The sequence below is a fragment of the Vibrio qingdaonensis genome (assembly GCF_026191675.1).
Lineage (GTDB): Bacteria > Pseudomonadota > Gammaproteobacteria > Enterobacterales > Vibrionaceae > Vibrio > Vibrio qingdaonensis.
This window is the reverse complement of record NZ_JAKRRY010000025.1, coordinates 35,013-61,471: the sequence shown is the minus strand read 5'-3', so window position 1 is coordinate 61,471 and position 26,459 is coordinate 35,013. Positions and strand designations below refer to the sequence as shown.

General features: G+C 45.7%; 18 protein-coding genes. 13 read left to right on the top strand and 5 right to left on the bottom strand.

The window, feature by feature from the left end; genetic code table 11:
- The first annotated feature begins 257 nt into the window (after positions 1-257).
- The 10 genes from MD535_RS17190 (at position 258) to tldD (ending at position 14,242) form a co-directional block, all read left to right on the top strand.
- A complete protein-coding gene (locus tag MD535_RS17190; protein ID WP_265676273.1) occupies positions 258-818 on the top strand; it encodes a single-stranded DNA-binding protein in 561 nt (186 codons plus the stop codon).
- A 269-nt stretch (positions 819-1,087) separates the two neighbouring features.
- Complete coding sequence (gene csrD, locus MD535_RS17185; RefSeq protein WP_265676272.1) at positions 1,088-3,079, top strand: RNase E specificity factor CsrD; 1,992 nt, start codon at positions 1,088-1,090, stop codon at positions 3,077-3,079.
- A 398-nt stretch (positions 3,080-3,477) separates the two neighbouring features.
- Positions 3,478-4,521, top strand: coding sequence for a rod shape-determining protein (locus MD535_RS17180; protein WP_250617449.1), 1,044 nt, complete (start codon positions 3,478-3,480; stop codon positions 4,519-4,521).
- Positions 4,522-4,582: 61 nt separating this feature from the next.
- Positions 4,583-5,446 (top strand): rod shape-determining protein MreC, encoded by an 864-nt coding sequence (gene mreC, locus MD535_RS17175; protein ID WP_265676270.1) that lies wholly within the window; start codon positions 4,583-4,585, stop codon positions 5,444-5,446.
- Positions 5,447-5,462: 16 nt separating this feature from the next.
- Positions 5,463-5,951 (top strand): rod shape-determining protein MreD, encoded by a 489-nt coding sequence (gene mreD, locus MD535_RS17170; protein ID WP_265676268.1) that lies wholly within the window; start codon positions 5,463-5,465, stop codon positions 5,949-5,951.
- Positions 5,941-6,552, top strand: a complete 612-nt coding sequence (locus MD535_RS17165) for a Maf family protein (RefSeq protein WP_265676266.1) — start codon at positions 5,941-5,943, stop codon at positions 6,550-6,552. Before mreD ends, MD535_RS17165 begins: the two co-directional genes overlap by 11 nt.
- A 17-nt stretch (positions 6,553-6,569) precedes the next feature.
- Complete coding sequence (gene rng, locus MD535_RS17160; protein ID WP_265676264.1) at positions 6,570-8,039, top strand: ribonuclease G; 1,470 nt, start codon at positions 6,570-6,572, stop codon at positions 8,037-8,039.
- Positions 8,040-8,049: 10 nt separating this feature from the next.
- A complete protein-coding gene (locus MD535_RS17155) occupies positions 8,050-11,952 on the top strand; it encodes a YhdP family protein (RefSeq protein ID WP_265676263.1) in 3,903 nt (1,300 codons plus the stop codon).
- A gap of 3 nt (positions 11,953-11,955) precedes the next feature.
- The gene (locus MD535_RS17150; protein ID WP_265676261.1) at positions 11,956-12,789 is read left to right on the top strand and encodes a carbon-nitrogen hydrolase family protein; all 834 of its coding nucleotides are present in this window, start codon (positions 11,956-11,958) and stop codon (positions 12,787-12,789) included.
- A gap of 7 nt (positions 12,790-12,796) precedes the next feature.
- Positions 12,797-14,242, top strand: a complete 1,446-nt coding sequence (gene tldD, locus MD535_RS17145; protein ID WP_265676260.1) for a metalloprotease TldD — start codon at positions 12,797-12,799, stop codon at positions 14,240-14,242.
- A gap of 125 nt (positions 14,243-14,367) precedes the next feature.
- Here tldD and MD535_RS17140 read toward each other — a convergent pair whose 3' ends face one another.
- Positions 14,368-15,744: a PhoH family protein gene (locus MD535_RS17140; protein WP_265676259.1), complete on the bottom strand. Its 1,377-nt coding sequence runs from the start codon at positions 15,742-15,744 to the stop codon at positions 14,368-14,370.
- Between the two features lie 489 nt (positions 15,745-16,233).
- Between MD535_RS17140 and rapA the strand changes: the two genes are divergently transcribed.
- The 3 genes from rapA to MD535_RS17125 all read left to right on the top strand — a co-directional run bounded on the left by rapA (position 16,234) and on the right by MD535_RS17125 (position 21,083).
- Complete coding sequence (gene rapA, locus MD535_RS17135) at positions 16,234-19,143, top strand: RNA polymerase-associated protein RapA (RefSeq protein ID WP_265676257.1); 2,910 nt, start codon at positions 16,234-16,236, stop codon at positions 19,141-19,143.
- Positions 19,144-19,270: 127 nt separating this feature from the next.
- Positions 19,271-20,008 (top strand): RluA family pseudouridine synthase, encoded by a 738-nt coding sequence (locus tag MD535_RS17130; protein WP_265676256.1) that lies wholly within the window; start codon positions 19,271-19,273, stop codon positions 20,006-20,008.
- 46 nt (positions 20,009-20,054) lie between these two features.
- Complete coding sequence (locus tag MD535_RS17125; protein ID WP_265676254.1) at positions 20,055-21,083, top strand: D-2-hydroxyacid dehydrogenase; 1,029 nt, start codon at positions 20,055-20,057, stop codon at positions 21,081-21,083.
- A gap of 110 nt (positions 21,084-21,193) precedes the next feature.
- On the opposite strand, the gene MD535_RS17120 is transcribed toward MD535_RS17125, so the two are convergent.
- From MD535_RS17120 to argR, 4 genes are all read right to left on the bottom strand, one after another.
- On the bottom strand, positions 21,194-21,634 hold the full coding sequence (locus tag MD535_RS17120; RefSeq protein ID WP_265676253.1) for a universal stress protein: 441 nt from the start codon (positions 21,632-21,634) through the stop codon (positions 21,194-21,196).
- Positions 21,635-21,715: 81 nt separating this feature from the next.
- Positions 21,716-24,295 (bottom strand): TRAP transporter permease, encoded by a 2,580-nt coding sequence (locus MD535_RS17115; protein WP_265676252.1) that lies wholly within the window; start codon positions 24,293-24,295, stop codon positions 21,716-21,718.
- A gap of 364 nt (positions 24,296-24,659) precedes the next feature.
- Positions 24,660-25,628: a TAXI family TRAP transporter solute-binding subunit gene (locus MD535_RS17110; protein ID WP_265676251.1), complete on the bottom strand. Its 969-nt coding sequence runs from the start codon at positions 25,626-25,628 to the stop codon at positions 24,660-24,662.
- A gap of 333 nt (positions 25,629-25,961) precedes the next feature.
- Positions 25,962-26,432 carry a transcriptional regulator ArgR gene (gene argR / locus MD535_RS17105; RefSeq protein WP_265676249.1) on the bottom strand — a complete coding sequence of 157 codons (471 nt, stop codon included), beginning with the start codon at positions 26,430-26,432 and terminating at the stop codon, positions 25,962-25,964.
- Between the last annotated feature and the right edge of the window lie 27 nt (positions 26,433-26,459).

Below are 26,459 nucleotides of genomic sequence, written 5' to 3'. Positions count from 1 at the left end.
GACTTAGTCCGATTGTTTTTATGCATGCTGACGAGTATCGGGGTTAGGTTCTAGACCGGAAGGATACATTTGAGACTCAGTTAAAAAATCTAAGTAACTGATATAAATCTTATGTTGTCGGTGATGGTGGTCAGTTCAAGAATTAGAGCTTGATCCCTATCATTGGATTGATTCATTAAGCGCTGTTGTCGAAATGAAGTATCGTGTTATCCTATTGTGCTAAATTTAAAATATCTATTGTGGTTACGGAGCAAAACATGGCAAGCCGTGGAGTAAACAAAGTCATTCTAGTGGGTAACTTAGGTAACGACCCAGAAATTCGTTACATGCCAAACGGTGGTGCGGTAGCGAATATCACAATCGCAACGTCAGAATCTTGGCGAGATAAAGCAACAGGTGAACAGCGTGAAAAAACAGAGTGGCATCGTGTTGCTTTGTTTGGAAAGCTGGCAGAAGTTGCTGGTGAATATTTGCGTAAAGGCTCTCAAGTTTATATTGAAGGTCAACTACAGACTCGTAAATGGCAAGATCAAAGTGGTCAAGACCGTTATACAACAGAAGTGGTTGTACAAGGCTTTAATGGCGTGATGCAAATGCTTGGTGGTCGTCAAGGTGGCGGTGCTCCAATGCAGCAGGGCGGCATGAACCAAGGTGGTATGCAGCAGCAATCTCAACAGCCTCAGCAAGGTTGGGGTCAGCCTCAACAGCCGGTTCAGCAGCAGTCTGCGCAACAGCAGCCAGCACAGCAAAAACCTGCGCAACAACAGCCACAGTACAATGAACCGCCAATGGATTTTGATGACGATATCCCGTTCTAAATCGGCCGTTCTTGCGAGTAGATATTCTACTTGCTGCTCGAATTGAAAAAACCGCGAGTAATCGCGGTTTTTTTCGTTTATTAGAGTTAGAGCAATTATTAGAGTCTGGGCATTGGATGAAGCTTAACCCTGTTGAGTAAATTTGATATAACAATCAGTTAGCGTACTCAGTTGTTTATCCGTGTGGCAAAGTGATGATTGATGGATAACGCGCATATTTCTCTTATGATTAAGAGAGGATAAATGGGTCAAAAAGGACTTGAACATTTATGAGACAAACTCCCACCCTTAAATTAAGCACTCGCTTGGTTGCCTTTGTGACCGTGATTGTACTCAGTGCGGTTTTTATTTTGTTTGTCGGTGGCACATTGTCGATAAAAAAAATGGGACAAGAGTATCTTAATCATCACCTGTCGGGCATCGTTAAAGTTATTGATAAGGAACTTGAAGATCCTGATGCCGCTTATATGATGCAACGTTGGATGCCAAAAATGTTGCAGGCAAGCAACATTATTGAGATGCAGCTTTCTTCATCTGCCGGTGTGGTTTACCGCTACAAAAATACCTCTCCCATGATTGATCGTACGATCATCTATCAAAGAACCTACACGTTAGAACGCAATGACGGCTACACCATTAGTTTTACCGCGCTGCCTCCTTACCTTGGTGTTCGTTATTCTTTAGAGGCGATGTGGTCAGTGACGTTAGCGTTTGGGCTAATCGTCTTTTGTTTAATGCAAGGTGTGAAGTGGCTACGGCTACAGCTGATTGGTTCAGAGTTGCTTGAAGAGCGTGGTCGAATGATCTTAGGGGGCCGCGTTGAGCAATACGCGAAGGGAGACTTACGTGAATGGCCGTATACCGCGAGTGAAGCACTCGATATTCTGATCGAAGAATTGCAAGATGCTAGGCAAGAGCGCAGTCGCTTTGATACGTTTATTCGTACTCAAACTTTCCTCGACCCTTTGACAGGCAGTGCAAACCGAATGCTTTTCGACAGCAAGCTTGAGTCAGCTCTGCTAGAAAGTGGCGCACAAGGTGGCGTGATGCTGTTTCGTATCGAGGATTGGGATCAGGTGACTGAGCACAACAGTAAGGCGGTTTCTGATGACTTCTTAATTGAGGTCGGTGAGGTACTGTCTAATGCGGTACAAAAATACCCTGATGCCATTTTCTCTCGTTATTTTGATGCCGATTTTGCGGTATTTATCCCCCATCAAAGTGCAAAAGATGTCGCTACGCTTGCTAATCAGTGCTTACGTCAGTTAGCCAAGGTGACACCACCATTGCCTCTGGATGAAGACAATTGGTGTCACATTGGGGTCAGCATGTATGCGGAATCTGAGCGCCAAGGCCGAATTATGGAAGAGGCTGAGACAGCACTGAAAAGCGCCCAGCTGCAGAAGGCGAACAACTGGAGCCGCTACAGTAAACAAACACAAACGATGGATGAGCGTGGCAGTGTGCGTTGGCGAACCTTATTTGATAAAGCGCTGTTGCCTGAAAATTTACTGATTTTTTCCCAGCCTTGCTATCTCTATGAAAAGGGAAAAGATCTACAAGTTCTGCACCGTGAGCTATTTGCTCGAATTGAAGACCCTGAGCGTGGCGTGGTGAAAGCCTCCCGTTTTCATTCCGCGCTTATTCAAGTGGGCTATGAGTCCAACTTGGATCGTTCAGTCTTGAACAAAGTGATTCGTAACATTAAGCAAGGAAAGGCAATATTACCGATTTCGATAAATTTATATGTGGTTCCGTTTGCTCATAAACGCCACTTTAAATGGTTTAGAGATGAGCTGCTTCAATTGCCTATCGCGCAGAGACAACAGTTGGCGTTTGAGTTTTCTGAAGCAAGAGTCATCCAACATTTGGATTATATTCGTCCGGTGATTAGGATGTTATCGGGGTTAGGTTGTACCGTCATTGTTGGTCAAGCAGGACGCTCGATTGTTAGTACGCATTACATTAAAGACCTTAAAGTCGACTACTTAAAACTACACCGCAGCTTGATTAAGAAAATCGATCAAAGAGATGAGAACCAACTGTTTGTCCGCAGTATGGTGGGTGCTTGTGGTGATTCGACCACCAAGGTTATTGCTGTTGGCGTAGAAACGAAAAAAGAATGGCATACCTTGATTGACCTTGGCGTATCTGGTGGTCAAGGCCGTTATTTTGCCCCTGAAGTTCAATTGCTACCGGAAGCAAGCAAGAGAGTCGCTGCAATCAAACCGGGTCGCCGAAACCGTTGGCGAAAGACATAACGACGTTGTGTTGTTAGTAAAGTGTATGGAATATTCCCTTTCTGAATAAATGCGCCCTCTTTTGGGGGGCGATGGTGCTTTCTCTTGGTGACGCGTCGAGAGCACACCATGATGAACCCTATCGGCACTCGCTTTATCACTTCTCTCTATTTTTGTCATAATGTGCCATTTCTGCGATGTTGAAAAATAATGGCTCACCTAAAACATCATGTCTTTTTAACCAGAAACCGGTTTGTCTAGCGACGAATTAGTGTCAATTTTTTGCGTTAAGTAAGGAAACTGTAAGAAAATGAGGTTTTCAGCCCATGTTTCTGCTCCAATGCCTTGCTGATATGGCAAGGCATTGGTACATTTAGTGCAATTTTTGTCTTCTCATTCTTGCAGGACGAGCGAAGAATATGTTTAAAAAACTGCGTGGCATGTTTTCTAACGACCTATCGATAGATCTAGGTACTGCCAACACACTGATTTATGTAAAAGGCCAAGGTATCGTCCTAGACGAGCCTTCTGTAGTTGCTATCCGTCAAGATCGTGCGGGTTCGGCGAAAAGCGTGGCAGCAGTAGGACACGCTGCTAAGCAAATGCTAGGTCGTACTCCGGGTAACATTTCGGCAATTCGTCCAATGAAAGATGGCGTGATCGCTGACTTTTATGTGACTGAAAAAATGCTTCAGCACTTTATTAAGCAAGTGCATGACAATAGCGTATTAAAACCAAGCCCACGCGTGTTGGTTTGTGTTCCTTGTGGCTCTACTCAAGTAGAGCGTCGTGCGATTCGTGAGTCAGCACTAGGTGCTGGTGCTCGTGAAGTGTATTTGATCGATGAACCAATGGCAGCTGCGATTGGCGCGGGTCTTCGTGTATCAGAACCAACGGGTTCGATGGTTATTGATATCGGTGGCGGTACCACTGAAGTAGCGGTGATTTCACTTAACGGTGTGGTTTATTCTTCATCTGTGCGCATCGGTGGTGATCGTTTCGATGAAGCGATTATCAACTATGTCCGTCGTAACTACGGTAGCTTAATTGGTGAAGCGACAGCTGAAAAAATCAAACATGAGATTGGCTCTGCTTATCCGGGTGATACCGTTGAAGAGATTGAAGTCCGTGGGCGTAACCTTGCTGAAGGTGTGCCACGTAGCTTTAGTCTAAACTCAAATGAGATTTTAGAAGCGCTTCAAGAGCCGCTAACTGGTATCGTTTCTGCTGTAATGGTTGCGCTAGAGCAATGTCCACCTGAGCTTGCGTCGGACATCTCTGAGAACGGTATGGTATTAACCGGTGGTGGTGCCCTACTTCGTGATCTCGATCGTTTGATTACGGAAGAAACGGGTATTCCAGTGGTTATCGCGGAAGACCCACTAACGTGTGTGGCTCGTGGCGGCGGTAAAGCATTAGAAATGATCGACATGCACGGTGGCGATCTGTTTACTGAAGAATAATGGTTTCACTCTGGTTTTAGTGTGGCACTGAAACCAGAGTCCACACTAGGATAATGAGTACATGAAACCAATATTTGGTCGAGGTCCTTCCTTACAACTTCGCCTATTTCTTGCGGTATCCCTATCAGCCGGCTTAATGCTGGCTGATAGTCGTTTAGATACATTCTCTCACTTCCGTTACTTACTCAATAGTGCCGTTGCGCCCATTCAGTACGCTGCTAACTTGCCTCGAAGCATGTTTGATGGTGTGTATGAGCGATTTAACACACGGCAGGGTCTAGCAGAGCAAAATATTAATCTTAAACGAGAAGTTTTACGTTTAAAGAGCGATTTGATTTTGTTGGATCAGTATCGAGAAGAAAATCAGCGATTTCGTGAATTACTGGGCTCATCGTTTGTCCGAGATGAAAAGAAGGTTGTGACTGAAGTCATGGCGGTAGACACGTCTCCATATCGTCACCAAGTTGTGATTGATAAAGGCAGAATTGATGGTGTTTACGAAGGGCAGCCAGTGATTAACGAAAACGGCATTGTTGGACAAGTCACATTTGTCGGCGCTCACAATAGCCGGATTATGCTGCTCACGGATTCAAATAGTGCGATTCCGGTTCAGGTTATCCGTAATGACATTCGCGTGATTGCCTCCGGTAATGGTGCGATTGATGAGATCCAACTAGAACACATACCGACTAGTACTGACATTCAGCAAGATGATCTTCTTGTCACGTCGGGATTGGGTGGCATTTACCCTGAAGGTTATCCAGTGGCACATGTTAAACAAGTGCAGCGCGATAATCGTAGAGAGTTTGCTAGCATCATCGCAGAACCTGTGGTTGATTTTGACCGTTTGCGTTACTTATTGCTGATTTGGCCTAATCAAGACAGGCAGCAGCAAGAAGTGGAAGCGACGCTGAATGCGCAATAAGAGACAGAAATAGACTATGACTAATCGTGGATTCCGCAGCCAGCTAGTAATTGGATTTTCATTGCTGGTGGCGCTTACCCTACAAACGATACCTTGGCCGGGCGTTCTCGACTTTATTCGACCGTCATGGCTGCTGTTAGTGATGTGTTATTGGGTGCTTGCCTTGCCGCATCGTATCAATGTCGGTACCGCGCTGTTTGTTGGACTGGTGTGGGACCTACTTGTGGGGTCTACACTTGGTATTCGTGGCATGATGATGTCCATCATTGTTTATGTGGTGGCACTTAATTTTCTTGTTTTAAGAAATATGGCGTTGTGGCAGCAGGCAACGGTAATTGGTTTGCTGTCTATGGGGCTAGAGGTTGCAATATTTTTCGGTGAGTATTTGATCCAAGACGTGACTTTTAATCCGATGTCGCTGTGGAGTGGACTGATTAACTGTATACTTTGGCCATGGCTGTTTATGTTGCTGCGTCGCATTAGAAGACATTGGCATGTCAGATAACTCAGAAGAGCATATCGCAATGAAACATAAGATCGTACTCGCTTCAACGTCACCGCGACGTAAAGAGTTGCTTAACCAATTGGGTTATGAATTTTCAACCATTAGCCCAGATATTGAAGAGCTTAAAGGCGAGCGAGAGAGCGCGGAAGCGTATGTTGAGCGCTTATCACTTGAAAAAGCACTGGCTGGTCTCAATGCGATTGAAGGTGGCGCTAATAATGATGCTATCGTGATTGGTTCTGATACCGTTGTTGTCCAAAACGGAAAGGTCTTAGAAAAGCCTATAGACTTTGACGATGCACAACGAATGTTGCAATTATTGGCGAATAATCAGCACCAAGTGATGACCGCAGTAAGCGTTGTCTCTACTGACAAACAAGCGTCTGTCGTTGTGAAAACGGACGTTTGGTTTAAACCACTAACTGAAAATGAAATACAACAATACTGGTTAAGTGGTGAGCCACAAGATAAAGCTGGCAGTTATGGAATTCAAGGACTCGGAGGACGTTTTGTCTCTCGTATCGAAGGAAGCTACTACGCGGTAGTAGGATTGCCACTCTATGAAACTGACCAGCTCTTGCAAGAATTTATAAATAATTAAAAAATTGAGGTGCGCTCATGAGTGCAGAGCTGTTGATAAATGTGACTCCAAGTGAAACAAGAGTCGCAATGATAGAAGGTGGAATTCTTCAGGAAGTTCACATTGAACGCGAAGCCAAGCGTGGCATTGTTGGCAATATCTATAAAGGCAAAGTCAGTCGAGTCTTGCCGGGGATGCAAGCTGCTTTTGTTGACATAGGTTTAGAAAAAGCTGCGTTTTTACACGCTTCAGATATTGTACCGCACACGGAGTGTGTGGCAGAAAATGAAAAGAAACAGTTTCAGGTTAGAGATATTTCTGAGCTGGTTCGTCAAGGGCAAGACATTGTTGTTCAGGTGGTGAAAGATCCACTTGGCACTAAGGGTGCTCGTTTAACTACGGACATCACTTTGCCTTCTCGTTATCTTGTCTTTATGCCCGGCGCAAGTCATGTCGGTGTTTCTCAACGCATTGAAAGTGAAAAAGAAAGAAATCGCCTTAAGAGAGTGGTGGCGGACTATTGTGATGAGAATGGCGGCTTTATTATTCGTACTGCAGCAGAAGGTGCGAATGAAACAGAATTGGCGCAAGACGCTCAGTTTCTCAAGCGCTTATGGCTCAAAATCAATGAACGACGAACTAAATATAAAACACGTTCTACCTTATACGGTGAGCTTGGTTTAGCCCACCGAATCTTACGTGATTTTGTTGGCACTGAATTGACCCGAATTCAGGTCGACTCTCGCCTTGTTTATGAAAGCTTGAAAGAGTTTACTCGTGAATTTGTACCAGAGTTGGAATGTCTACTCGAGCTCTATGAAGGTGACAAACCAATCTTTGATATGTACGACACGGAAAACGAGATTCAACGCTCCCTAGAGCGCAAGGTGAACCTCAAATCCGGTGGTTACTTGATCATTGACCAGACGGAAGCAATGACAACCGTTGATATTAATACTGGTGCGTTTGTCGGGCGTCGAAATTTAGAAGACACCATATTTAATACCAATGTGGAAGCGACTCAAGCCATCGCTCGGCAATTAAGGTTGCGCAATCTAGGCGGAATTATCATCATTGATTTTATCGATATGATGGTTGAAGAGCATCGCCAGCGCGTACTCACTTCACTTGAGGCTGCCTTAGCTAAGGACCGAGTCAAAACCAACATTAATGGCTTTACTCAGCTTGGTTTAGTTGAGATGACACGTAAAAGAACACGTGAAAGTATTGAACATGTTCTTTGTAGTGGTTGTCCAACTTGTGAAAGCCGTGGTTCGGTGAAGACGGTAGAAACGGTGTGTTATGAGATCCTTCGCGAGATTACTCGTGTCAACCGAGCTTATGATGCTGACAAGTTTGTCGCTTATGCATCTCCAGCCGTAGCCGAAGCGCTAGAGGGGGATGAGTCTCATGCGTTGGCTGAGCTTGAAGTCTTCATTGGTAAACAGGTTCGTATTCAAGCGGAACCTTTGTATATTCAAGAACAATTTGATGTTGTTATGATGTGATGAGTAGTGTGTGAGCCCTCGCGTTAATCAATTAGTACGTTTTTTCCTTTGGATATTGTTGACCGTGTTAGTGCTGCTTGCTACCACGGTCACAGTGTTGCGCGTCACTTTGCCTCAGCTTAATCGCATACAGCCCGAAATCGTTGCTTGGATCAATCAAGGAACAGGGTTCGATGTGTCGATCAGTGACGTTCGTGGTTTTTGGCGCAATACCCATCCTTCCATCTCCTTACAGGGGGTCGTGGTTGGTCTACCAAAAAATGAACAAAGTAAGTTTGAAGTTGCCAATCTGGAACTTGAGTTTGATTTGGTGCAAACGGTAATCCAGCGTCAGCCTGTTATTGCTGATATGTCGATTAACGGCATGATTCTAGATATTCGCACGGTCGATCTGCTTAAAGCGACAAGTAATAAAAGTGAGCTTAAGCCGCCAGCGAATAATGAGTCTGCTAAAAATGCTGAAGATATTATTAATCGACTAGATAATATTTTATTGCGACAACTTGATCGTTTCTCTGTCGTTGAGTCGACGATTTTCTATCAAGCCCTTTCGGGAGAGCCCCGCGAGCTAGACATTGCCAATTTGCAATGGCGAAACGAAAACGATCGCCATCTTGCACAAGGGACGGTATCCATTGCTGATGCCAATCTCGACTCATTGGAAGTACGTGCGGATTTTATTGATAACGGCAGTCTCAGTGATGTCACCGGTTCGTTTTACGTGACATTAGATAAAATGTCGGTGTCTCCATGGCTAACTGACGAAACCGCAAAAAAAACGGGGATAACTGGCGGGGATACTAGCCTTAGAGCTTGGTTGACCCTTGAAAAAAGCACCGCTAAAGACGCGTATGTTGAAGTATTACCTTCCGAATTGATGTGGGAAAAGGAGGGTGTTGAGAATCAGTTATTGCTTGAGTCGGCTCTGCTTCACCTTCATCCTTCGAAAACAGGCTGGCAAATTAATGCCCATGAAATTACTGCCAGAACGAATGATACCCCTTGGCCTGAATTGGATGTTGCCCTTGATTGGAATCGTCAAAATCAATGGCAGGTGAATCTGTCTCAGCTGGAGATTGACGCCCTAAAACCACTGGCTTCCTTGGCTCCGGATGCGACGGTAACTGAATGGCTAGATAAACTAAATCCAGGCGGACGAATTGAAGACATTCGTATCGCACAGAAAGAAGGTCCGGGCTCGCTTCAATATTCAGCAAGCTTTGAGCAAATGTCGTTGTCGCAATGGGCATTACTGCCGGGATTTTCTCATGTGTCCGGCAGTGTGGCGGGCAACCTGAATAAAGCCAAAGCGACGGTGATGGTCATTGATGATAAATTCCCTTATGGCGATGTGTTTCAAGCTCCGTTGAATATTAAGCAGGGCTTAGTGGATATTCATTGGGAGAATCATGGCGATAAGGGCTGGTCACTATGGTCTGATAAAGTGACAGCCGCAACGGCTGATATTCAGGTGTTAGGCGCATTTCGACTCGACTTTCCTAAGGATAGTAGCCCATTTCTCTCATTTTATGCTGAGGCAGATCTTTATAACGCAGGCGAAACTTGGCGTTACCTTCCTACACTGGCTCTTGGTCAGAGTTTAACGGACTATTTATCTGCGGCTATTCAGGCTGGGCGCGTTAATACCGCGAAGCTGCTTTGGTACGGGCAACTGTCTGACTTCCCGTATCATGACAACAATGGCATGTTTCAAGCTTGGGTTGGCTTGCGTGATGCTAAGTTTAGTTTTGACACTAATTGGCCACCGCTGACTGATCTTCAATTGGATTTGTTGTTCCAAAATGAAGCTATGCACATTGACTCGAAAGCGGCGACGCTTATGGGGGTGAAAGGCAAGCGGATTACTGGTCGAATCCCTGAACTCCGAGGTGACGGGCATTTAGAAATTGAAGCGAAAGCGGCAGGAAGCGGCATCGCTGTTCGTGACTACATGATGGCGACACCATTAGTTGGCTCTGTTGGCGCGGCGTTAACGGCGGTTCAAGTCAGTGGTGAAGTCGACGCAGATTTCCAGTTGTATATTCCGTTTTCAGGTGATACGACGCCGTCGAGAGCATGGGGTTTTGCCGAACTGAAAGATAACCATGTTGAAATCGATGCGCCGCCGATGACACTAGAGAAAGTGTCGGGCAGAATCGCATTCGATAACGATGTGGTGAATGCAAATGGACTATCCGCCACGCTACTCGACCAGCCAATAACCCTTGACTTTGATGGTCAAAATTCAGGTAAAGGTTATGGCGTGAATATTGATGCGATTGGCGATTGGACGATGGGGCCGTTGGAACCATATGTGGGTGAGCGTTTTGTCAGCGGCCTAAGGGGGCACGCGCCTTGGAGCCTAGATGTTGACCTACAGCTCAATGATGTTGGCTTTACCTACCAGTTAGACTTAAATGCCAATTTGGTGACGCTCGCCAGTGACTATCCTTACCCATTAAAAAAAGCATTTGGTGAGGCAGGGAAAGCTAGGTTACAGGCTTCTGGTAATCAACAAGCGATCTCGGCTCGATTGCAGCTCCCCGCTGTGAAATATCAAACTGAAATTGATATCACAAAAGAAACGCCTGTATTGAAAGCGACCAACTTAGTGTTGGGCAAAGGTGGTTTTAAAATTAGTCCTATAGTGGGACATGACTTTCAAGTTCGCTCCGATCGGTTCAGCTTTGATGAGTGGAGCGCTCTCGCGAAACAGCCCCCAAGCTCTAAAAAGGCTCTGTTGGATGACTTGAATACCCCAACCATTCCGCTGCCTACGCGGGTTTATATTGAAGCAAAAGAGCTGACGCTCGCGGGAATCGAGTGGCATGACGTCGACTTTAATGCCCGCCATAAGCAAGGTGGTTGGCAGTTTGAACTGGATAGCCAAGAGGCGAAAGGACAGGCTAATTACAGTGATGATAACGAACTTTATGTAGCGTTAAAACGATTGCACATTTACTTACCCTCGTTAAATGAAACGTCTGATAAAGATGAGCCGATCATATTGCAAGAGGACTTGTCAGCGCCATTAGTGAGTGAGTTTGATCGTAATTTCTTTAACGTGTTGCCTGACAGTAAGCTTAAAATTGATGATTTTTGGTTCCAGGGTTATAAAGTCGGCAAGGTCGATATGGACGTGTCTCGCCAAGGAAACAAGTTAGTTTGGAATAAGCTCAATCTTAGTAGTGGCAGCAATACTATCAATATAGATGGTGACTGGATGGTGGCTGGTCAGCAAAGTAGAAGTCACGTCAATCTTAGCGTTGAGGGTGAAAATAATAGCGATCTGATGGAACGCTTTGGAATTACTTCAGGGATACAACGAGCGCCTTTTGAGTTAAATTCCACCTTGTCATGGGATGGCGCGCCTTGGTCAATGCGAGTCGATACTGTGAATGGCGAGATTAATACTGAGTTGGGTAAAGGGGTGATTTCGGATGTCAGTGGCGCGGCGCGTTTATTGGGGCTATTTAGCTTGGACTCCATCATTCGTAAGATGCAGCTAGACTTTACTGATGTCTTTGATAAAGGGATGGCGTTTAACTCCATAACCGGTAGTGGCAAGATACGTGATGGTATTTTTGTTACCAATGACATTGAGATGGACGCCGTTGCGGGTGACATGAAAATAAAAGGCTTAGCAGATTTATCGGCTCAAACGGTGGATGCTGAAGTCAACTTTACCCCTGATATGACATCAGGGATCCCGATTATTACCGCATTTGCCGTGACACCACAAACGGCATTGGTGGTATTGGCTGTGACCACAGTAATTTCACCTGTGGTTGAAGTGGTCACTCAGGTGAATTACTCAGTGAAAGGAAAGCTCGATTCACCCGTCGTGAGTGAGATATCGAGAAGTAAGGGGGAATACACACTCCCTGATAACTTAAAAAAGGAGCAAAAGTAATCCATGAGCAAGGAACGCTTCGGTATTATTCAAATGACTTCTGGCCCAGATCCTAAGCAGAATTTAGCCTTTATAGATAAGCAAGTTCAATTTCTTGCCAACAAAGGGGCGACGTGGATTCTCACGCCAGAAAATTCATTAGTATTTGGTAAAAAAGAAGAGTATCACCACCATGCTGAATCGCTTGGAGAGGGTGAGTTACAACGGCAGTTAGCGGCAGTAGCAAAAGCCAATAAAGTGAATTTAATTGTGGGTAGCTTTCCCATTCGACGCTCTGACACAGAAGTTACAACGACGACATTGGTGTATGACTGTAACGGGCAGCGGCTAAATCACTATGATAAGCTGCACATGTTTGATGTCGATGTTGATGATGGATTTCAGCGATATAGAGAGTCTGAGACATTCAAGCCCGGCAACAGCTTAGCCATGGTGCCTGTGAATTTTGGCGCAATAGGCCTGACAATTTGCTATGACTTGCGTTTTCCTCATCTCTATAGTGCATTGCGAGCACAAGGTGCCACTGTTCTTGTCGTCCCTGCCGCATTTACCGCGGTGACGGGTCAGGCTCATTGGGAAGTGTTGCTGCGAGCGCGAGCCATCGAAAACCAATGTTGGATTGTCGCAGCGAATCAGTGTGGTACACACCCTTGTGGGCGTGAAACTTGGGGCCACTCGATGGTGATTTCTCCATGGGGAGAAATACAAGGTCAACTTGAGGGTCAGGTTGGTACCATCATTGCCGATTTAAATTTTGATGTTGTTAATGAAGTCAGGCAAACCATGCCTGTTGCGAAACATATTCGCTTCGAACAACACCTACACTCATTACCATAATAAGAGTATGAATATGGAACGCATAGAAGATGCGCTACTTGGACCAACCGGTCTTACAGAGCAAGATATCGAAGCTACACTAGCCAGCATTGCGACTCGCCAGATCGACTATGCGGATATTTATTTTCAGTCTAGCTGGCATGAATCTCTTGTCCTTGAAGACAGCATTATTAAAGATGGTTCGTTTAATATCGACCGTGGTGTTGGTGTTCGTGCTGTTACCGGAGAAAAAACGGGTTTTGCTTATTCTGACCAATTGACCCTCGATGGGTTAAAGCAAAGTGCGATGGCGGCTCGTGGTATTGCTCAGCAAGGGAAAAGCGCGTCCGTTAAGGCGCTAACTCGTCGCGATAATCAAATGTATTACGCCGCGGTTAACCCATTAGAAAGCTGGGAAAAACAGCAAAAAACAGAGCTGTTAAAAGAGTTGGATGCTTACATCCGTACTAAAGAGCCGCTGGTTAGTGAAGTGTCGGTTAGCTTAAGTGGTGTCTATGAGCAGATGTTGGTTGCAGCAACGGATGGGACATTAGCGGGCGATGTGAGACCTTTGGTTCGCTTGTCTATCAGTGTGTTGGCTCAAAAAGGCGATCGCCGAGAGCGTGGTAGTGCTGGTGGTGGTGGTCGTTACGGTTATGACTTTTTTATCTCAGATGAAAATGGCAGACAGGTCGCTTATCACTATGCCGATGAAGCTATCCGTCAGGCGCTAGTTAACCTAGAAGCGATTGATGCTCCAGCTGGCACCATGCCAGTGGTATTGGGGTCTGGTTGGCCAGGTGTCTTATTGCATGAAGCGGTGGGTCATGGCTTAGAAGGGGACTTTAACCGCAAAGAGTCATCGGTTTTCTCGGGTAAACTGGGTCAGCAAGTGACCTCTAAGCTTTGCACCATTGTTGATGATGGTACGCTTAAAGATTTGCGTGGTTCACTCAATGTGGATGACGAAGGGGTACACGGTCAGTACAACACCTTAATCGAAAATGGTGTGTTAAAAGGCTACATGCAAGATAAGTTGAATGCACGCTTAATGGGTGTGAATCCAACGGGTAATGCCCGCCGAGAATCTTACGCTCATTTACCTATGCCGCGCATGACGAATACTTACATGTTGCCAGGGCAACATACACCGGAAGAAATCATTTCGACAGTGAAAAAGGGTCTATACGCGCCTAACTTTGGTGGTGGCCAAGTCGATATCACATCGGGTAAGTTTGTATTCTCTGCCTCTGAGGCATACTTGATTGAGGATGGTAAAATTACCACTCCAGTGAAAGGGGCAACCTTGATCGGTTCTGGTATTGAAGCGATGCAACAGGTGTCGATGGTAGGTAATGATCTAAGCCTAGACCGAGGCGTTGGCGTGTGTGGTAAGGCAGGCCAAAGCGTGCCTGTTGGTGTGGGTCAGCCAAGTCTGAAAATCGATGCGCTTACCGTAGGCGGCACAGACTAAACTTATGTGAAGTCACGACAACGCCTTTGGGCACTTAGTGATAAGATCTTGAAAATCGCGGCTAAATGCCGCGATTTTTATTGAAGTTGGCTTAATAATAGACACTATCCTGCAGGCCCCAGGACCTACAAATTCTCTTCCGCATATTCAGCCAGTCGGCTTCGAACCACACCATTTAAATGTATATTGGCGCTACCTGAAAAGTTTTTGAATCGTTCTACCATGTAGGTAAGCCCTGAAGTGACAGGGGTAAGGTAATGAGAGTCTATTTGCGCAAGGTTACCTGAACAGACAATTTTTGTTCCTTCGCCACAACGAGTGATGATGGTTTTAATTTGCGATGCTGTAAGGTTTTGGCATTCGTCGAGCAACACAAAGGCATTTTGTATCGAGCGCCCACGCATAAAGTTTATCGATTTAAATTGAATGTTGGCTTTGTCGCAAATGTATTTTAATGATCCTTCGGTGCAGTGATCATGCTTATGCAGCGCTTCCAACGTATCCGTAATCGCGGCCAACCAAGGCATCATTTTTTCTTCTTCGCTACCAGGAAGAAAACCTATCGACTCACCGATATCTGGCGTGTTACGTGTCACGATGATTTTATCAAACATGTTTTTTTCGATAGTCATTTCAAGCGCAGCAGCCATCGCGAGCAGTGTTTTACCGCTCCCTGCCGCGCCAGTTAAAATAACGAGATCGATATCAGGGTCAAGCAAGGCATCCATTGCCATTCCCTGATAAGTGTTTTTCGGGCGAATCCCCCAAGCTTGGCGAGACAGCAAGCGCTCATGACTGAGGTCTTTAATCGTGATGTCATCTTCGTGAATATCCGCCACTCTGCCTGCGAAGTCACTTTCTTCATCAACCAGGTACTGATTCACATATGAGGGGGCAATGGCATCCCGACTGAAAGTGTGGAAGGTGTTACTGCCAAGGACACTTGTTTCAACATTGTCTATCCCTTCCCAAAAATCACCGGGTATTTTTTGAAAGCCTTTGGTTAGGTATTCCACGTCATCAATGAGCTGATCGGTACGATAGTCTTCGACAAACAGCACACCTGCGCCTTTGGCTCGCAGTCTCATGTTGATGTCTTTGGTGACTAGGATGATATCGCGCGGCGCGCGTTTATTTTGCAGATATAGAACCGCATTCAGGATACGGTTATCGCCTTCCTTGTCGGCAAATGCTTTGAAGGTTTCTTGCAGCATATAATCAGCCAGTATAGAGATGGTGCCTGTCGCTTGCTGCTCATGAGAGAAGGGGATCCCTTCAGATATTTCATCGGGCGTGGCGTCTTTAAATAGGTTTTCAAGCGCCCGAATAGCGACACGCGCGTCACGCGCAACGTCCCGTTTACTGTCTTTTATGCGGTCGAGCTCTTCTAATACCGTCATCGGAATGACGACGTCGTGTTCTTTAAATGAGTAAATGGCGAAGGGTTCGTGGAGGAGGATATTGGTATCGAGAACAAAAATTTTACGGTCAGTGTCGCCCATAGAGTCTCCTTGCCGCATTCCGCGGTTATCCTGGCAAGTTGCTCACAGCTGAGACGAATCAGGTTTTGGATCCTCGCTGGCTCGTCTGTGTACACGGTGAGTCAACTTTGGTTGCTTCAATCAAAACGAATAAGATTGAATGGCTTATCCTTGTATACGTTCACAAGCTTATGATGGTTTAACATCTTTGTAACGTTTACACTTTTAGTATAAGTGAAAATTCTCACCTTACCGTTAACAAATGCCACTATTTTTTTTCAGTTTTATGTCAACGTGACCAAAACAAAAAAAACTGAGGTTTTCCGTGCAATTGGCGTGACCTAAATCACGCCTTCAAGTAAGATGAGCGACCTTTCATCTAGTGGTAGGGATGCGCAATTTGTGTGTCATCATCTACTATTATTTGGGCGGAGTTGTGAGCTCAATAATGACTCTGAGCTACCGCCAAATAACCGCAAAAGATATCGAAAAGAGTGAGGTATTCGTTCTATGACATTTGCTTTAGGGCAGCGCTGGATTAGCGATACGGAAAGTGATTTAGGTTTGGGTACGGTCGTCGCATTGGATGCGAGAACAGTATCATTGATGTTTGCTGCATCGGAAGAAAATCGTGTTTATGCACGTAGTGATGCACCGGTAACCCGAGTCATTTTTAATGTCGGCGATGTTATAGATAGCCAAGAAGGCTGGTCTTTAGAGGTTGCGGATGTGTCGGAAGACCAAGGCGTTTTGACGTATATTGGTACGCGCCAAGACACGCAAGAACCAGACATGGCATTGCGTGAGATCTTTTTAAGCAACCATATTCGTTTTAACAAGCCACAAGATAAATTGTTCGCAGGGCAAATTGACCGCATGGACAACTTTGTGCTGCGTTATCGTGCACTGACTAATCAACATCAGCAGCATAAAAGCCCAATGCGTGGTCTTTGTGGTATGCGAGCTGGTTTAATTCCACACCAACTTTTCATCGCTCATGAAGTTGGGCGCCGTCATGCGCCTCGCGTATTGCTAGCTGATGAAGTCGGTCTAGGTAAAACGATTGAAGCGGGCATGATCATTCATCAGCAGGTGTTATCTGGCCGTGCTGAGCGTGTTCTTATTGTGGTCCCTGAAACATTGCAGCATCAATGGTTAGTTGAAATGATGCGCCGTTTTAATCTTCACTTTTCAATTTTTGATGAAGAGCGCTGTATTGAAGCGTACGCCGAGGCGGATAACCCATTTGATACCCAACAGTTTGTGCTGTGTTCATTGGATTTCTTGCGTAAGAGTCGCAAGCGCTTTGAGCAAGCCTTGGAAGGTGAGTGGGACCTATTGGTCGTCGATGAGGCGCACCATTTAGAGTGGAGCCAAGAAAAACCAAGTCGTCAGTATCAAGTTATCGAAGCATTAGCGGAAAAGACACCAGGTGTATTATTGCTGACTGCCACACCAGAGCAACTAGGACGTGAAAGCCACTTTGCTCGTTTACGCTTGTTAGATGCTGACCGTTTCTTTGATTATGACGCGTTTGTAAAAGAAGAAGATCAGTATGCTCCGGTTGCAGATGCGGTGACCGCTCTGTTCTCTGGTGAAAAATTGGCCAATGAAGCCAAGAATCAAATTACAGAATTGCTTTCAGAACAAGACGTAGAGCCTTTGTTTAACGTCTTAGAAAGTGGCGCGGATGATGATGAAAAAAGCACGGCACGTCAGGAACTGATTGATAACCTGATGGACCGACATGGCACGGGACGTGTACTGTTTAGAAATACGCGTGCGGCGATTAAAGGCTTTCCAACGCGTAATGTGAATTTGGTTCCGATGCCGATTCCGCAGCAATACACCACTTCAATGCGTGTATCTGGCATGATTGGTGGCAAAATGGCACCAGAAGCTCGCGCGATGAAGATGCTTTACCCAGAAGAGATCTTCCAAGAGTTTGAAGGTGAAGAGTCAAGTTGGTGGCAGTTCGACTCACGTGTGAATTGGTTGATTGAAAAAATCCAAGCAAAACGCAGTGAAAAGATTCTGGTTATCGCATCACGCTCAAGCACGGCTTTGCAGCTTGAACAGGCACTTCGTGAGCGAGAAGGCATTCGCGCGACTGTGTTCCATGAAGGCATGTCAATTCTTGAACGTGATAAAGCGGCGGCTTACTTTGCTCAAGAAGAGGGTGGCGCTCAGGTACTCATTTGTAGTGAAATTGGCTCCGAAGGTCGTAACTTCCAGTTTGCTAATCAACTGGTTATGTTTGATTTGCCATTTAACCCGGATTTGCTTGAGCAACGTATTGGCCGTTTAGACCGTATTGGGCAAAGTCGCGATATTGACGTGCACGTGCCTTACCTAGAGGGGACGTCTCAGGCGATCCTGGCGCGTTGGTTTGACGAAGGGTTGAACGCTTTTGCTGAAACCTGCCCAACGGGTCGAATGGTTTATGACCGTTATCAAGAGTCGATTGTGAATATGCTCGCCTCTGGTGATGTGACTGAATTGGACGAGGTTATTGAAGGTTCGCGTCAGTACAATCAAGAGCTGAAGCACGACTTAGAGCAAGGGCGTGACCGTTTATTAGAGATGCACTCTAATGGTGGGGAAGCGGCGCAAAAAATAGCGGATGATATTAAAGCGACCGATGGTGATACCAACCTCGTAACGTTCGCGTTAAGCTTATTTGATACCATTGGCTTGAACCAAGATGATAAAGGTGAAAATGCTTTGGTGGTGACGCCGTCTGAGCACATGATGGTACCGAGTTATCCTGGTTTGCCTTACGAAGGGGCAACCATTACCTTTGACCGCGATACCGCGCTTTCTCGTGAAGATATGAACTTCATCAGTTGGGAGCACCCAATGATTCAAGGCGGTATCGATCTGCTGATGAGTGAAGGCGTTGGTACGTGTGCCGTTTCATTGCTGAAGAACAAGGCGTTGCCTGTCGGAACTATTTTGCTTGAGTTGGTGTACGTGGTGGATGCGCAAGCGCCGAAACGTAGCGGTATTAGCCGATTCTTGCCACCAGAGCCGATTCGTTTGATGATTGATGGGCGAGGTAATGACTTGTCTGCTCAAGTAGAGTTTGAAGGCTTTAATCGTCAGCTAAGCCCTGTTAATCGTCACTTAGCGAGTAAGCTTGTGACATCGGTTCAAGGTGAAGTTGTACGTTTGATTGAAGCGGGCAATGCTGTCGTGGAGCCTAAGCTTACTCAAGCGAAAGAGCAAGCGCACAAGGCCATGTACTCTAGTCTCAATGGTGAACTGGAACGTCTTCAGGCATTGAAAGCGGTGAACCCAAATATTCGCGATGAAGAGATCGAGGCGATTGATACTCAGATTAAAGCGTTAGATGGTTATATCAATAACGCACAATTGCAATTGGATTCGCTACGTCTGATTGTCGTGAGCCATAACTAAGCTTGGCATGATAATAAAAAATGCAGCGTAGGCTGCATTTTTTGTTTCTGCGCTTTGCATAAGATAAAGACACACCACAAAGGGTTACCTTTATCTGTATTTAACCTCCTTTATATCGGTAAGCACTATGGCGATGTTAAGCTATACCCCACCCACTGACCCTTGGATTGATATCGTCTATGAAGACGAGGACATCCTGGCGGTAAATAAGCCCTCTGGATTGTTGTCAGTGCCAGGGAGAGCCGCAGAGCACTACGATAGTATGTGGAGCCGGCTGCGTGCTGAGTATCCGGAAATCCAAGTTGTACATCGGCTAGACATGTCCACATCGGGGTTGATGCTACTGGCAAAAAATAAGCCAGCAGAGTGTGCGATCAAGAAGCAATTTCAGTATCGACTGACCCATAAAATTTACTATGCGCGAGTATGGGGCACGCCTGAAACCAAAGAGGGGTTGATTGATGAACCTCTGATTTGCGATTGGCCGAATAGACCAAGGCAAAAAGTATGTTATCAAGACGGTAAGCCATCACAGACCTACTATCAGGTGGTGGCAGAAGAAGGGAAAACCAGCATTGTGCGCTTGTTTCCGATTACTGGTCGCTCTCATCAGTTACGTGTACATTTGTTGGCAATCGGGCATCCGATTGTGGGGGATGAGTTTTATGCGCATGATGAAGCAAAGCAGTATTCAGACACGTTGGCACTTCATGCTACGGAGCTTTCTTTTTATCATCCAGAAACGTTGGCGCTGAGTGCTATTTTTGTCCCGTGTGAGTTTTATCCGCAAGCGGAGCAAATGGTGATTGAACATTTTGACCCTGCGCCAGTTTTACCGGATTATAGAACTCTACCCAAATGTTGATTTGACCGGATTGAGACTATCGGTCAGTGCCAGTTAAGGATGCTCTATGACCGATACACATCACGATTTATCTAAACCACCGTCCTATGAAAAGTGTTTGAACTCGCACGAACCTAGTGCACCAACTGTCGTGTTTTTGGATCGAGATACTATCCCGTCTCATATTAAAATAGCGCCGTTATCATTTGAACATCAGTGGTTGAATTATCCCGACACCACGCCGTCGCAGATTGCAGAGCGGATCGTGGATGCAGATATTATCGTGACGAATAAAGTGGTACTAAGTGAAGAGGTGTTAGCGCAGGCAAGCAAGTTACGGCACATTGCAGTGACGGCAACGGGCGTTAATAATGTTGATCTTTCTTACTGCCAGTCTCGGAGTATCGCCGTTTCTAATATTCAAGGTTATGCGACTCAATCGGTTCCCGAACACGTGATAGGGCTATTGTTTGCTTTGTTTCGAAACATTAGCGCTTATCATAATGATATTGCTCAAGGTGAGTGGCAGAAACAGGGTAAGTTTTGTTTCTTTACGCACCCGATTCGAGACGTGGCTGGGTCAACCTTGGGTATTATCGGCTCAGGTACACTGGGACAAGCAACGGCCAAGCTGGCATCCGCGGTAGGGATGAAGGTGGTGTTTGCTGAGCGAAAAGGCGCATCGGAGGTTCGAGCGGGCTATCAGACGTTTGATAGCGTCCTTAAACAGTCTGATGCAGTGTGTTTGTTGTGTCCTTTGACAGAGTCCACTGTAAATCTGATTGATAAGCACGAACTCGAGTTAATGAAGCCAACGGCGGTGCTAATTAATACCGGACGGGGTGGTTTAGTCAATGAACACGCGTTAGTGGATGCGTTACGGCAAGGTGTGATTGCTGGGGCAGGCGTTGATGTTTTTATTCAAGAGCCAGCTCCAAAAGATAACCCTTTGATTATGAATCAAGACTTGCCGACATTGTTACTAACGCCTCATGTGGCATGGGGCAGCGACTCTTCGATACAAAAGCTCTGTAATATATTGGTTGATAACTTAGAGGCTTTTCAGCAGGGCTCAGAATTAAACCGAGTGGTGTGATTTATATCGTTTATGGGATGGTGACGAGTAAGGCTTAGTATAACGCTGCGATGCTTTAGCAATAAAAAAGGTAGCATATGCTACCTTTTTTATTGCTACTGATCTTAGGGTTAGTCTGTTTGTGGTTTGACGACCAATACGTTAATTGGGGAGTTTTGTACGACCTTACTCGCCACAGAGCCAAGCACCACTTTATCAATTTTTGAGCGTTTATGGCTTGGCATAACAATCAAGTCAGCGCCAAGGCGTTCGGCAAAGTCTAAGATAGTCGCGTAGGGTTTACCTTCGGCGACATGAACTTTAAAGATCACTTCGTCATCAATATGTTGATCAGCGAATGCTTTAAGTTGTGCTTTTACATCGCTTTTCATTTTAGCTGCGGCATCTTTAGGAAAGTATGTGGCGACCATCGACATGTGAATGCCTGGTAGTACATTCAGAAGGTGGATTTCCGCATTGGAATGTTTGGCGTGCCAAACCGCGATCTCTACAGCTTTATCGGAAAAGCCTTTATCATTTAGATCGACAGGAACAAGGATCTGTTTATACATGTGATTTCTCTTCTTAATTCACGCTAGGTGAGGTCGCTTTGTCCTTATTTAAGGCTCCCTACATTGGGAGCCTTATCTGTCTTACGCGCTTAACGCTTCCCTACGAGCACGACGTTTTTGATTCATAGCCATGGCTAAGAGTATGAGTAGCGCTGGGACAAACATCCACTCTTTCATTGGTCGTTCCGCATCTTGTATGATGGATTGGATTTCCCAATCAAAATCAAGTCCGGAAGCTTCCGCAGGACTACCAAACTCAACCATGTCGATAATCATTTTACCGTCATTTTCTGTGAGCATGAGTCCCATCGAGGCGATTCTATCTTCAGCTGTGGTAGCGCGGTCATCAAATGGTAGGCGAACCGTTTTTTCTACGGCTTTGCCATCAAAGGTTTCACCAGCTACTCGTAATTCGATGGATTGTCCAACATTTAGCTCTTTAGTGATTTGCGCTATCTCAATCCCGGGTGAAACAACTTTTGCTGGGTAAACCATGTCCCACCAAAAACCAGGTCGGAAGAAGGTAAAGGTGAGTACCAATAGTAATACCGTTTCCCACCACTTATTTTTGGTCAACCACCATCCTTGAGTCGCGGCAGAGAAAATAAGCATCGCGATGATGGATGAAATAACCGTGAGCGCGAGATGCCACCATGAATCTATACCCATCAACAGAAGCTGAGTATTAAAAATGAACATGAATGGCAAAATAGCGGTACGAATATCGTAGGTAAAGCCTTGTATACCGGTACGGATTGGGTCTGACTTAGCGATCGCAGCAGCGGCAAAAGCCGCGAGACCAACCGGCGGGGTATCATCGGCCAAAATACCAAAGTAGAACACAAAGAGATGGACGGCAATAAGCGGAATAATTAGACCATGAGCCGCGCCTAAGGTGACAATCACCGGTGCCATCAGGGTTGATACCACGATGTAGTTGGCCGTGGTCGGTAAGCCCATACCGAGAATCAAGCTAATTACCGCGGTAAACAACAACATTAATATGATGCTACCACCGGAAATAAACTCAACGAAGTCGGTCATGACAAGGCCAATGCCGGTTAGAGTAACGACACCAACCACAATACCAGCAGCGGCTGTCGCGACACCGATACCAATCATGTTACGAGCACCAGATACCATGCTTTCTGCAAGGTCAACAAATCCGGCTTTTGCTTGTTGTGCAACATCATCCGATTTGCTCATTATTGCGATCAGCGGACGTTGAGTAATCAAGATGAAAATCATGAACACTGTTGCCCAGAACGCGGATAAGCCTGGAGAGAATCGTTCAACAGTAAGGCACCATACTAGGACAACGATTGGCAGCAAAAAGTGCAAACCAGATTTAATGGTTGGTCCTGGATCTGGGACTTCGGTTAACTCAGCGTCAATCTCCATCACACCTTCTTTAGCGTAACGGGCAGAAATTCTCAGCAAGCCAATATAAGAAGCAAGCAAGGCTACGCCAACAATCGGTGTTGCAGCATCACCAAATACCCCTTTAGTCCAACCAATCCCATAATAGACGGCGGCACTAATGACGCAAAGTCCTAAAATGGTGCCCGTAAATGATAATAGGCTTTGAACCAGCGTCGGGTTATGGCGGCGAGGTAGTCCTGTCATACCCGCTTTGCAGGCTTCTAAATGTACGATATAAATTAGGGCAATGTAGGAAATGAGCGCGGGAAGTAGTGCCGCCTTAATCACTTCTACATAGGAGATGCCTACATATTCGACCATTAGGAATGCCGCCGCACCCATAATTGGTGGTGTTAGCTGGCCATTGGTGGAAGCGGCAACTTCAACAGCGCCGGCTTTGGTTCCCGGGAAACCCACCCGTTTCATGAGCGGAATAGTAAACGTACCTGTGGTCACCACGTTGGCGATGGATGAACCAGAGACCAGTCCAGATAGACCAGAAGCGACAACCGCCGCTTTTGCTGGTCCACCACGCATATGCCCAAGCAAAGAGAATGCAACTTTAATGAAGTAAGCACCAGCACCAGCTCGTTCTAGCATCGCGCCAAAGAGTACAAACAAGAAAACAAACGAGGTGGATACGCCTAGAGCGACACCGAATACCCCTTCAGTGGTCAACCAAAGGTGTGACATGGCTTTGTTTAAACTTGCCCCTTTATGTGCGATGACGTCAGGCATATAAGGACCACCAAAGGTGTACAGCAGAAAGACTGCCGCAACAACCATGAGCGGAGGACCTAATGCGCGTCGTGTCGCCTCAAGGAGTAAGATCATCCCAGTGACAGCTGCGACAATATCCATGGTCGTAGGTGCACCAGAACGTTCGGCGAGTTGGGTGTAAAAGAGAAAGATATAGGCGGCAGAAAAGCTGCCCAACAATGCTAATACCCAGTCTATCGCTGGAATTCGGTCTCTTGGGGAGGATTTCATCGCTGGATAAGCGGTGAAAGCTAAGAAAATAGCGAACGTTAAATGGATTGAACGCGCTTCAGTGTCATTGAGAACGGCAAAATTAAAAATAAATGGTAGCGGAGAAGCATACCAAAGTTGAAATAGCGACCAACACAAAGGTACAAACCAGAGGATCTTCGCTGGTATTCCTTGTGGGCTTCGTGCTCCAGTATCGGCTTGCGCGACCATTTCTTGCACATCTTGCGACGGTTGTGATGTCTGCGTCATGTACTTTATCCTTTATTATTCATGGTCCAATGTTTCCCAACAACGGATTATCCCTTTTTACTTGTAGCGGTGGTGAGTCGGTGCGCTTTTTACTATCCCATCGTTTCTTATGTCGATTGAGATCTCGTGAGCATGACCAACTTGTCTCTGCAAGTCATTTAGGTATAGAGCCCTATTTCGCCTCTAAACAGTGTAGTCAAAGGATACGAAGGTGTGGCTGTTGTTGTGTATATTTGGCTAGAAAGTAGTGGGCTGTGAACGTTGAGCCCAATTAGCCAAACCAGATAAGACATCTGGTTTCATTTATTTTGAGTAATGGTATTTAAGAAAACAGTAGGGAAGCGATGCTTCCCTACTTGGCGTATTACTTAAGAAGACCGACTTCTTTGTAGTATTTTTCAGCACCTGGGTGAAGAGGGATTGAAAGCCCTGCTTTAACCATGTCTTCTTTTTTCAAGTTTGCAAAGGCTGGGTGCAAGCGCTTGAAGGTGTCAAAGTTTTCAAAGACAGCTTTTGCAACATTGTAAGCCACTTCGTCAGACACGTCTGATGTTGTCACCATAGTTGCGGCTACACCGAAGCTCTTCACATCTTGATCAGAACCGCGATACATACCTGCTGGAACCGAGCTGTATGCGTAGTATGGGTTGGCAGAAACGATTTCGTCGACTTCAACACCTGTTGCTGGGATCAAACGAGCATCACAAGATGTGGTGGCTTCTTTGATTGATCCGTTTGGATGACCGACGACATAAACAAATGCGTCAATTTTGTTGTCACACAGAGCTTGTGAACGCTCAGAGCCTTTTAGCTCTGAAGCCAGTTTAAAGTCACTGTTTGTCCAACCCATGGCATCCATGACCACGCCCATTGTTGCACGGTCACCAGAACCCGGGTTACCAATGTTGACTCGCTTGCCTTTTAGATCGCTAACATTTTCAATGCCAGAGTCGGCGCGAGCAATGATATTGAAAGGTTCTGTGTGTAGAGAGAACATAGCACGAAGTTTTTTGTAAGGACCTTGGTCTTCAAATTTGCTCGTACCATTATAGCCATGATATTGCCAATCTGATTGAACAACACCAAAGTCTAGCTCACCAGCACGCATCGTGTTCACGTTGTAAATTGAACCGCCCGTTGACTCAACAGAACAACGAATGTTGTGATCTTTACGACCTTTATTGACCAGCTTACAAATTGCACCGCCAGTAGGGTAGTAAACCCCCGTTACTGAACCAGTACCAATAGTGATGAACTCTTGAGCATTAGCTGCGCCCGCGCCCATAACGGCCGCTGCAATAACGCCGATTTTGATAAGTTTCTTCAATGCCATGAATTTCCCTTCCTTTATTCATTACTAACCCTGAATAACTATAGTCGTCTTCAGAGGTTTCCTATGCGGAAACGGCATCTTTTTCAATCCGTTTGTTGAAAAAGTAGCGCAATCATACCAAATAATTTGGAAGAAAATTATCATATTGTTAATAAAAATAGGTGATTTATCTGTGCCAGAAGGTTGTAGGGGAGTTGGGTTGGAGTGGTATAGATTATTTAAAACAATAAGTTAAGTGTATTTTTGGGAGCGATGTTGGATTATTTAAGATGTGATGTGTATCACGAAACCCAGTGTTCCGTGACACATTATTCTGAATGTTACTGTTTGAAACTAGCCCGCGTATTCGAATAAATCGCAGACTGAGTCAAAGAGTTGTTCGGTGGTAATGTTGAGCGTAGGGGTGATAAAAATAGTATCGTCGCCTGCGACAACACCAAGAATGCCTTCCGCTTTACCAAGCGAGTCAAGTAGCCTTGCTATAAGCTGTGCTGCGCCAGGCCCGGTGTGAATGACAACAATCGCGTTGTTATGATCAATATCGAGTACAAGCTCGCGTAGTGAACTAGAAACAGTGGGTACCCCGAGTTCTGCGGGTAAGCAGTAGACCATTTCCATTTTGGCATTTCGCGTTCTCACTGCGCCGAATTTTGTTAGCATGCGTGACACTTTTGATTGGTTGATGTTTTCAAACCCTTCAATTTTTAGTGCATCAACGATCTCGCCTTGTGAGCCAAAGCGTTCTTCTTTTAGCAGTGCTTTAAAAGCACGAACGAGATTGTCTTGTTTATCATTATTGCGCATAAACGCCTCTTAAATTGGTCCGACTTG

Bases quoted from the DNA above. Each gene is read 5' to 3' on its own strand.
- MD535_RS17180 (WP_250617449.1), top strand. From the start codon at position 3,478: ATGTTTAAAAAACTGCGTGGCATGTTTTCTAACGACCTATCGATAGAT.
- MD535_RS17130 (WP_265676256.1), top strand. From the start codon at position 19,271: ATGGCGATGTTAAGCTATACCCCACCCACTGACCCTTGGATTGATATC.
- rapA (WP_265676257.1), top strand. From the start codon at position 16,234: ATGACATTTGCTTTAGGGCAGCGCTGGATTAGCGATACGGAAAGTGAT.
- csrD (WP_265676272.1), top strand. From the start codon at position 1,088: ATGAGACAAACTCCCACCCTTAAATTAAGCACTCGCTTGGTTGCCTTT.
- MD535_RS17190 (WP_265676273.1), top strand. From the start codon at position 258: ATGGCAAGCCGTGGAGTAAACAAAGTCATTCTAGTGGGTAACTTAGGT.
- tldD (WP_265676260.1), top strand. From the start codon at position 12,797: ATGAATATGGAACGCATAGAAGATGCGCTACTTGGACCAACCGGTCTT.
- argR (WP_265676249.1), bottom strand. From the start codon at position 26,432: ATGCGCAATAATGATAAACAAGACAATCTCGTTCGTGCTTTTAAAGCA.
- rng (WP_265676264.1), top strand. From the start codon at position 6,570: ATGAGTGCAGAGCTGTTGATAAATGTGACTCCAAGTGAAACAAGAGTC.
- MD535_RS17140 (WP_265676259.1), bottom strand. From the start codon at position 15,744: ATGGGCGACACTGACCGTAAAATTTTTGTTCTCGATACCAATATCCTC.
- MD535_RS17110 (WP_265676251.1), bottom strand. From the start codon at position 25,628: ATGGCATTGAAGAAACTTATCAAAATCGGCGTTATTGCAGCGGCCGTT.
- MD535_RS17150 (WP_265676261.1), top strand. From the start codon at position 11,956: ATGAGCAAGGAACGCTTCGGTATTATTCAAATGACTTCTGGCCCAGAT.
- MD535_RS17120 (WP_265676253.1), bottom strand. From the start codon at position 21,634: ATGTATAAACAGATCCTTGTTCCTGTCGATCTAAATGATAAAGGCTTT.
- MD535_RS17165 (WP_265676266.1), top strand. From the start codon at position 5,941: ATGTCAGATAACTCAGAAGAGCATATCGCAATGAAACATAAGATCGTA.
- mreC (WP_265676270.1), top strand. From the start codon at position 4,583: ATGAAACCAATATTTGGTCGAGGTCCTTCCTTACAACTTCGCCTATTT.
- mreD (WP_265676268.1), top strand. From the start codon at position 5,463: ATGACTAATCGTGGATTCCGCAGCCAGCTAGTAATTGGATTTTCATTG.
- MD535_RS17115 (WP_265676252.1), bottom strand. From the start codon at position 24,295: ATGACGCAGACATCACAACCGTCGCAAGATGTGCAAGAAATGGTCGCG.
- MD535_RS17125 (WP_265676254.1), top strand. From the start codon at position 20,055: ATGACCGATACACATCACGATTTATCTAAACCACCGTCCTATGAAAAG.